Genomic DNA, 8,277 nt, shown 5'->3' with positions numbered 1-8,277 from the left:
CGCCGAACAGGGATTCCAGCAGTTGCACGCCGACCTGGCCGCGGCCGCCGACCGCGCTTCCGATCCGAAGGAGCGGGTGGTCGAGCTCGGCCGCGCCTATGTGCGCTGGGCCATTGACCACCCCGATCACTATCAGGTGATGTTCGGGGGGGAGTCGCTGAAGGCCGAGCAGCCGAGCGTGGCGGTGGCCGGCGAGCAGGCGTTCAGCGACCTGCTCGACGCGATCACCAAGTGCCAGGAGGCCGGCATCGTCGGGGATCGGGATCCTCGGGAGGTGGCCGCGCCGTTGTGGTCGCTGGTGCACGGCATCGCCTCGCTGGCCATCGGCGGCCAACTGGGTGCGGTCGGGATCGTTCAGGCCCCCGACGACATCATCGCGGGCGTTGTGGCGCAAGTGCTTTGAGCGATTACCAGGGCCGTTCTGTTTGTTGGCTTTTTCCCGGCGCGAACGTGACCGGGAGCGTGCCCAGGCCGGTCATGCTCGGGTTGCCCAGGTATTGGTGCACGTTTTCGACGTCGACTGCGTAGTCGGGGATACGGTCGAGGACGGCCTTGACCATCACGCTCGACATCAGCCGGGCCAGGTGCGACCCGATGCAGCGATGCGGACCCAGCCCGAAGGCGACGTGGCGGTTGGGGGCGCGGTCGAGAATGATCTCGTCGGGCCGGTCGAACTCGCTTTCGTCGTGGTTGGCCGACAGCCAGCTGATGACGACTTTGTCGTTCTTGCGCAGGCGTTGACCGGCGAGCACGACGTCGTGAGTGACTGTGCGGCTGAGGGTTTGGTTGACGGAGAAGTAGCGCAGGAATTCGTCGGTGGCGGTGCGGTGCAGCTCCGGGTGCTCGATGAGCTGCTGGCGGAGGTCGGGGTGGGTGCCCAGGTGCAGCAGGGTCAGCGCGGTTTGGGAGGTGGTGGTGTCGACGCCGCCGCCGATGAGGTTCCACAGGATGTTGAGCAGTTGTTCGTTGGTGAGGCGCTGGCCGTCGAACTCGAATTGAATGAGGAAGCTGGTCAGGTCTTCTCGGGCGTCGGCCCGTCGTGCGGCGGCGAACTCGAGGACTTCTTCCATCATGGCGGGCACCTTGGCGATCGCTTGCGCGTACTCTTCGCTGTCTTGGGAGACGGCCATGACGGAGTGAAAGAGGTTGGCGTACAACTGCCAATTATCGTAGGGCAGGCCCATCAGCATCATGGTCAGGATGGCCGGGACCGGGCTGGCGTAGTCGAGCACCAAGTCCATGCGTCCGTCGGCGATGTGTTGGTCGAGGAACCAGTGCGCCGATTGCTCCATGAACGGCTTGAGTTTCTCGACGGCGCCGGGGGAGAAGAACGGCGCCAGCGCGTGCCGTAGCGCTTGGTGGTAGGGACCGTCGACCTCGCCGATGCCCAGGGCTGGCTGGCCGTCGGGGCGGGGGACGCCCATCTCGCCTTGATAGTCGACGCCGTCTGGCGCGTTGGGCTCGTATTTGTGAGCGAAAGTGCCGCCGTTGCGGGCGGTTTGGCTTACGGCGTCATAGCTGCTGAGGAACCAGAACCCGCCGTAGTTCTCGTTCCACGCCACGGGACATCGCTGCCGCAGGTCGGCGTTGACGGCCAGCTCGTTGAGGTTGAAAGCGTCGGAATGATGGTCGAAGTCAACGATCGCGTCGGCGCTGACGTTCGGACGTGTGGCCATCGAAAAGCCCTCCAACGGAAGGTGATCTGCTTCTTCGGCGGTGCGCTTAATGGTTATGTTTGCATTATTACGCGTCTGGGCTGGGCGGCGACAGCGGTTCTCAGGTCCGTCTGGGTGGAGGCGTGGGCCCGGTTTGCTGCGGAAAGGTTGTCATGACGAGCCATCGGACGGTTTTCAATCACGTTGGGTTATGCGTCGCGGACCGCGAACGGTCGCGCCGCTTCTACGAGGGCCTGCTGGGGTTTGAGTTCTGGTGGGAACTGGACCCGCCCGACGGCCCGACCTCCAAGCTGGTGGGGCTGCCCGAGCCGCTCGGCGTGCATGCGACGTATCTGGTGCGGGACGGCTTGGTGCTCGAACTGATGGACTATTCGAAGCGCCAGGTTCACGCCGGCGCGGAGCGGGTGATGGATCAGATCGGGCTGACGCACATCTCGTTTTCGGTGTCGGATCTACCTGGTGTGTTGGCTCGGGTGGCGGAGTTCGGGGGAGCGGTGGTCGACGGGACCGTGGGTGAGGCGATGGCGATGATCCGGGATCCGGACGGGCAGTTGTTGGAGTTGCTTTCGGAGGGGTGGTTGGCGGCTTTGCCGGCGAGGCCTTAGGCCGGACTGCCAGATCCACCGTTCTCGACGCGCGACCAGAGCTGTGTTGTCGGTGCTGGATGAGATTGTGTCGCTCGTGAGCGACCAACTCATGAATGCTGTCCACGAGCGTGGTGCACACATTTGTAGTAGTCATGGCTTGGCGCACGAAGTGAAGAACAACCAGGGAGATCGCAATGCTCACAATGGATTGGTTGGCGCGGCGGTGCTAGCTTGGCGCGGCGGTGCGAGGAGGCGCCGCGTCGGGCGTCACAGCAGCGCTCGTAGATGCCGATCGTCCGTGCGCACTTTTCCGGCGTGCACACGGGAATTAATCCACGCTGAAAAGAATACGGGCCGGGGCCGAACAGATTGCTTAGAATATGCCACCGATTTGCGCAGTCGTCGCATTGTGATTGGCGCGGTGTTATGAGGCCTTTTTTCGTTCGTCCCGCCCCGACCAGAGTCGAGGTCTGGTCTGGATACCGCATTCAATTCGGCGGTATGGAGAGACATGACTGGCAGAAGGATCTGAAACTTGAGTTGAAGGCGGCCTTGGCGCGGCTAGAGATTTCCGCGGGCGCGGCCTTCAGTGGTTTTTACGACAGCACCGAGCCGCGCATCGCCGACACGGAAAACAGCCTGTTTACCAATTTGCTCGAATCGATGCCGCGGGGCGTCATGTGTTTGCGGTTCGAGCAGGGCCACGGCGACATACCTGAGCCGCCGGTCGATATAGACCTCATTGGCGGGCACCTCCACTACTACCGCTACACTTCCGGGGGGCAGTGGACCACCTGGGAACCTGCCGAGACGCTTGCCCGCTGGGGTCGCGTATCCCGTCGGCTTTCGGACGATGGGTCCGCCCGCCCGGTCTGGTTCGCGCTTCGCGAGGCCAACGCAGACAACGGAATTCAGCTCTTCCCCGGAGATCTTGGACGCGACACACAATTCGGGCTTCGGCTCGTAGTGCACGCCACCAAGCTTGGGCCGCGCAACGCGATCTCGTACAGCGAAAGGCTCGTCGACGGGACGATCGCAGCTTTCCACAATGACCAGTACTCACCTCAATTGTCGGCAACGCTGTTGCCCAAATTCCCCGGTGTCACGGAGGAAGAACTCCGTCGTGCTCTTGACCACCCAGTGGGGCCGCTCTTCGGGACCTCGGCGATCCGCACCAAGCGAGACTTTGTTCAGATTAGTCCGGCTGACGAACGGTGTCGGGCAGGCGAATTGGCCATCCGATATGACTCGGGTAGTCGATGGCCTGAGTTGAGCGGCGAGCTCTTCACCATTAGGCCGATCGGCTCGACGAAGCACCGATGAACGATCCCGGGTTTGATGCAGGCTCGGGACAACTGGTGTGCCGCTCTTGGACCAGCGGGGTCGCATGGGAAATTTCTCTGGTGATTAACCGCGTTGCTTGACTCAGCCGAAGTGGTGCGCTTCGCCGGCGCGGAGGCGTACTCGATACCGCAACCGCATAACCCGTGGAGCTCCGCAAACCTTGGCAACCCGCCAGGACTTATTGATTGGCCCGGGGCGGATCGAACCGGCGACCTTCCGCTTTTAAGGGGCTTTAGGCGTTCACCTCAACTTGGTTGGGCTGGTCAGAGGCCCTTGACTCGCACCAATCGGCCCGGTCGGCGCACCTGATCTGAAAGTTTGGCCCTATAGGTATCCGGCGAGGCGGCGCGATCTCAAGGCTCCGGGAAGCACCGCCTCGCCGGGCTTGCAAACAGTCCCGTCACGCCACCCAGCGAGGGAACGGTCGCCTCGGAGTCGAATCCCAGCTGATCGATAGTGGCGAAGGCACTTTTTGTCGTAGGTACGTGCGAAGCTAGCGCTGCCGCGTGGCTCCTCAGATTTCTCCGTCAAGACGAATAGGATCAGGTTCGATGGTCTACCTCGACTACAATGCCTCCACTCCGGTTGACCAACGGATTCTTGCTGTGCTGGGCGAGGCCCACGGAGTCTTCGGCAATCCCTCTAGTTTGCAGCACATTGGCGGTCAAGCCGCCGGCGAAATCGTCGAGGAAGCTCGTAACCGCGTGGCTACTTTCGCTCGGCGGCCGGGCCAAGACGTGATCTTCACGAGCGGTGCAACCGAAGCTGCGGTTATTGCGTTGCTCGGCGTGATGCTCGGTGTGAGGGAACGTCCCAATGTAGTGGTATCGGCTGCGGAGCATAAGGCCATCTTGGCCGCAGTCGAGCTTGGCGCTCGGCTGAGTGGGGGTGAGGTCCGCACAGTGTCCGTGGATCGAGATGGCGTGGTCGACCTCAATGAGCTTGACGCGCTCACCGATGACTCGGTGGCTGTGGTTGCGGTCATGGCGGCTAACAACGAGACGGGCGTGCTCGGTCCTGTGGCGGAAGTCGCAGACATCGCAGAGCGTCACGGCGCGTTCACTTTCGTCGACGCTACCCAGTTGGTCGGTAAGGGTTCCCTCGATGAGGTGACGAAGGTGGCGGACATTTTGATTTTCAGCAGTCACAAGGTGTACGGACCGAAAGGGGCTGGTGCACTGATCGCAGACCGGCACGTTCAGAAAGTACTTGTGCCCATTGCCGGCGGCGGCGGCCAGGAACGTGGTCTACGCGGCGGCACTCAGAACACTCCGTCGATCGCGGGCTTCGGGCTAGCGGCTGAACTCGCTATGAAGGAGCAGCTAATGGATGCGGTGCGGGTTGGCCGCCTTGCTGACACGCTGCTCGCGGAGCTAAGGCGTGACCTTAGGGATATCCATGTGAATGGTGCGGGAGCCAAACGGCTCTCCAACACCCTCAACCTGAGATTCGCGGGAGCAGATGCTGAAGCCGTGATGGCATCCATGCCAGACGTCCAAGTTTCTGCGGGCAGCGCATGCCAATCCGCGGTGCCTACGCCGTCACACGTCCTTCTGGCCATGGGTGCGAGCAGTGTTGAGGCATCTGAATCGCTTCGCATCTCGCTCGGACGGCCAACCACCGAAGAAGACGTAAGGGTTGCAGCTCGCTCGATAGCTGCCGCAGTGACCCGCGTACGTGAATTGACGTCAGACTAGGAGGGGCGATTTCATGACGCTTGAGCAATCGGCGACTCCAATGTTCGCTAACCATCAGACTTTTCACCCGCGCTTCGGCTGGATCAAGAAAGGTTTCGATGCTGCGGCGCGCAACCCGAATATCTTCAACGAGTTGACAGCTCCAGTCGAGCTGGGGGTCGGCAAGAACATGGTGGAGGCGATTCGCTTTTGGGCCTTGGCTACGAAAGTGATCGCTCGGCGCCCCCACCCAGAGCGCCCACGCACCTCGGTTTACACACCGACCCGCATTGGCCGTGCACTTCTAGACGACCGAGTGGGCCTTGACCCGTTTATTGAAGACTCGGTTACCTTGTGGATACTGCATTGGCACGCTGTAACAGAGAACTCAATCCTTCCGGTGTGGCGCTTGGCGTTCAACGATTTCGGCGCACTTGAGTTTACCGAGGCTGAGCTACTGCAGTTTTGCCTCGATGAGATAGCCGCCACCACATGGTCTCAGCCGATGAAAAGCAGTGTGCAGAAAGATGTTGATTGCCTTTTGCGTATGTACTCTCGCCGCGAGACGCAAGGACGGCAGACAGTCGATGACCTTCTTGACTCGCCGTTCCGAGAACTAGGTCTGATCCGTCCGACGCGGGGGATGAAGAAGCACGCGTACCGAATGATCCGCGGAGCAAAGCCAACCTTGCCAGCCGCGGCAATCACCTTCGCGTGCCTCGACTACCTGGCTCGCGGCGTCGAGGGAAATCAAACCGTTACACTCACACGGCTCGCGGCCGATTCCGGGTCACCGGGTCGCCTAATGAAGATAACCGAGCAAGATATTGCCGAAGCGATTGAAGAGTGCCAAGCCTCAGTCGGGCATCTCCGACTCATCCGGCCGGCTGGCTCGAGGCAGCTCGCCATTAGCGCACCTGCTGCCCACGTGGCATTCGAGCTGCTTGCGGCCAGGCGGGCACAGCATGCCGACCTACCGCCGTTGTCGGATTGGGCATTCGTAGGGCCTGCAGCTACCGAGCCGCAGCTTCCCGACACAGCAATTGAGCGTCTGCTCCGAAAAGCTCAACGGGCGCGCGCGCAGAGGGATGGGGACGCCGCATGAATACCACACTCGCTGACTATGTCAAGACCAGCGATCGATTCAGCAGGTCCGCTAATGTAGAGCGTGACCACGGTGGCGCTGCAATCGATGGTTACATTCCCACCGGTCGCGCGCTCGATGTGATATCCCGGATTGCGAACGGACTCAGCGATCCGGCAGCGGGCCGCACATTCACGATCACGGGGCCTCACGGCGGCGGCAAATCCTCGCTCGCCGTCTTTCTCGACGGCCTCCTCGCAGGCTCGGCTACCGCTGAATTCAAACGCGCGCATGGGATTCTGAACAGCGTTGCACCGGCTGTCGGTGCATCGCTACGTGGCGGAATGCAATCGGTAAACGTTGGTAAGGCTGGCTTCATCCGAGCTTTCGCAACCGCACGTAATGAGCCAGTGGCGGCGACTATTGCTCGCGCACTACATGCAGGCGCGCGCCGGCATCATCGCGGTACCGAGGCCCTCGTACCGAGCGACTTCTTCGACGGAAACGGCACCATCAGCCCAGAAGTCATTCGGACACTCGTTGAAACGATGACCCAGAACCAACCCCTGCTTCTTGTTGTTGACGAATTTGGCAAGAACTTGGAGTATTTCGCGAAGTCTGGCAGCGATGGTGACCCTTTCCTCCTGCAAGAGCTAGCCGAGATGACGCAGGGCGCCCTGGCGGCGCCACTTGTCATCGTTACCATGCAACATCTGTCTTTTGATGAATATGTCCAGGGCAGCTCCACCACTCGGCGACGCGAGTGGGCAAAGGTGCAAGGTCGCTTTCAAGATATCCCGTACGTTGAAACGCCTTCGCAGTCACGCAGGCTCATCGCCTCCGCACTCAAACAAGATGGCGCCTTCCAGCGTGCAGCAGATCGCTGGATATCCAATCATCGAAATGCGTTGGAGTCCCAAGGCTTACGCGACGTCGCAGATGATGCGCCCCGTGCAATGCCTCTCCATCCGATAGCGCTTGCCGTTCTGCCCGAGTTATGCAGCCGTTACGGGCAGAACGAGCGCACATTATTTTCTTTCCTAACGGGTGCCGAGCCTTACGCTCTGCCCAAGTACCTCCAGAAGGCAGCGTGGAAGCCGAAAGAGCCAATTCCATTCGCTGGCCTAGATCTCCTCTATGACTACTTCCTAGAATCATCGGGAAACATGATTGGCGTCGCCGACAGCGCCAGCCGGTGGATCGAGATCGAAACCCGTATCCGCGATACACCGGGGCTCTCCTCGGCGCAACTCAAGGTGTTGAAGACAATCGGACTGCTTAACCTAGTCGCGAGCGGTGGTCGGATCAGAGCGTCAGAGGGATTGCTTCGCCTAGCCCTAGATTCTGATCCAGAGTGCGGAGCAGATCTGGGAACTCTCGTCAAGTCGTTGGTTGACGCGGGATTGATTACCTACCGAGCCTTCTCAGACGAGTACAGGATCTGGCAAGGATCCGATTACAACCTTCGTCAGGTAATCGAAAATGCCCGCAGCTCGTACGCTGCAGCCGATCTCGGCGACTTGTTGATGAGCGCGTCGAGCTTGGAACCTCTTGTAGCAGGGCGTCACAGTCAGCGAACCGGTGTGTTGCGGGTGTTTTCACGAAGCTTTAGCGGTGCATACGGAGTCGCGGTCGATGAACTCGACGCCACATTGGACGGCATCGTGTACTACGCAATAGACCCGAAACTGAATCCGCTGGAGGCTGTTCGCCCGGCTGACGGACGACCCGCTATTTATGTTGTGCCGGAGGACATATCAGCGGTACGCGAAGCCGCAATCAATGCTGCCGCACTGAATTCGGCTCTGCAGAGCGCCGAATCGGAAGGCGCCGATTGGGTGGCCCGCAGTGAGCTGGTTGAGAGAGCCTCTGCGGCACAGCAGAGACTGCAAGTCGTTATCGCCGACACA

The 8,277-nt window shown here is 60.9% G+C and carries 6 protein-coding genes and 1 pseudogene; 6 read left to right on the top strand and 1 reads right to left on the bottom strand.

The features are described 5' to 3' along the window. On the top strand, positions 1-403 hold a 403-nt coding region (locus tag A5622_RS03340), incomplete at its 5' end, for a TetR-like C-terminal domain-containing protein (RefSeq protein WP_066876640.1). A gap of 4 nt (positions 404-407) precedes the next feature. Here the strand turns inward: A5622_RS03340 and A5622_RS03335 are convergent. Next, the gene (locus tag A5622_RS03335) at positions 408-1,676 is read right to left on the bottom strand and encodes a cytochrome P450 (protein WP_066876638.1); all 1,269 of its coding nucleotides are present in this window, start codon (positions 1,674-1,676) and stop codon (positions 408-410) included. 152 nt (positions 1,677-1,828) lie between these two features. Between A5622_RS03335 and A5622_RS03330 the strand changes: the two genes are divergently transcribed. From A5622_RS03330 to A5622_RS03310, 5 genes and pseudogenes are all read left to right on the top strand, one after another. Continuing rightward, the gene (locus A5622_RS03330; protein ID WP_066876636.1) at positions 1,829-2,281 is read left to right on the top strand and encodes a VOC family protein; all 453 of its coding nucleotides are present in this window, start codon (positions 1,829-1,831) and stop codon (positions 2,279-2,281) included. Between the two features lie 483 nt (positions 2,282-2,764). Next, on the top strand, positions 2,765-3,586 hold the full coding sequence (locus A5622_RS03325; protein WP_066876634.1) for a hypothetical protein: 822 nt from the start codon (positions 2,765-2,767) through the stop codon (positions 3,584-3,586). 572 nt (positions 3,587-4,158) lie between these two features. Next, a complete protein-coding gene (locus A5622_RS03320; protein WP_066876632.1) occupies positions 4,159-5,304 on the top strand; it encodes a cysteine desulfurase family protein in 1,146 nt (381 codons plus the stop codon). Between the two features lie 13 nt (positions 5,305-5,317). Next, a complete protein-coding gene (locus A5622_RS03315; RefSeq protein ID WP_066876630.1) occupies positions 5,318-6,388 on the top strand; it encodes a DUF4007 family protein in 1,071 nt (356 codons plus the stop codon). Continuing rightward, positions 6,385-8,277: pseudogene (locus A5622_RS03310) on the top strand (hypothetical protein); the annotation flags it as partial. The gene A5622_RS03315 and the pseudogene A5622_RS03310, both read left to right, overlap by 4 nt.

Origin of the sequence: Mycobacterium sp. 1245801.1 (assembly GCF_001673055.1) — a bacterium.
Taxonomy (GTDB): Bacteria; Actinomycetota; Actinomycetes; order Mycobacteriales; family Mycobacteriaceae; genus Mycobacterium; species Mycobacterium europaeum_A.
Note: the sequence above shows the minus strand (reverse complement) of the source record. Positions and strands in the feature narration are given on the sequence as shown.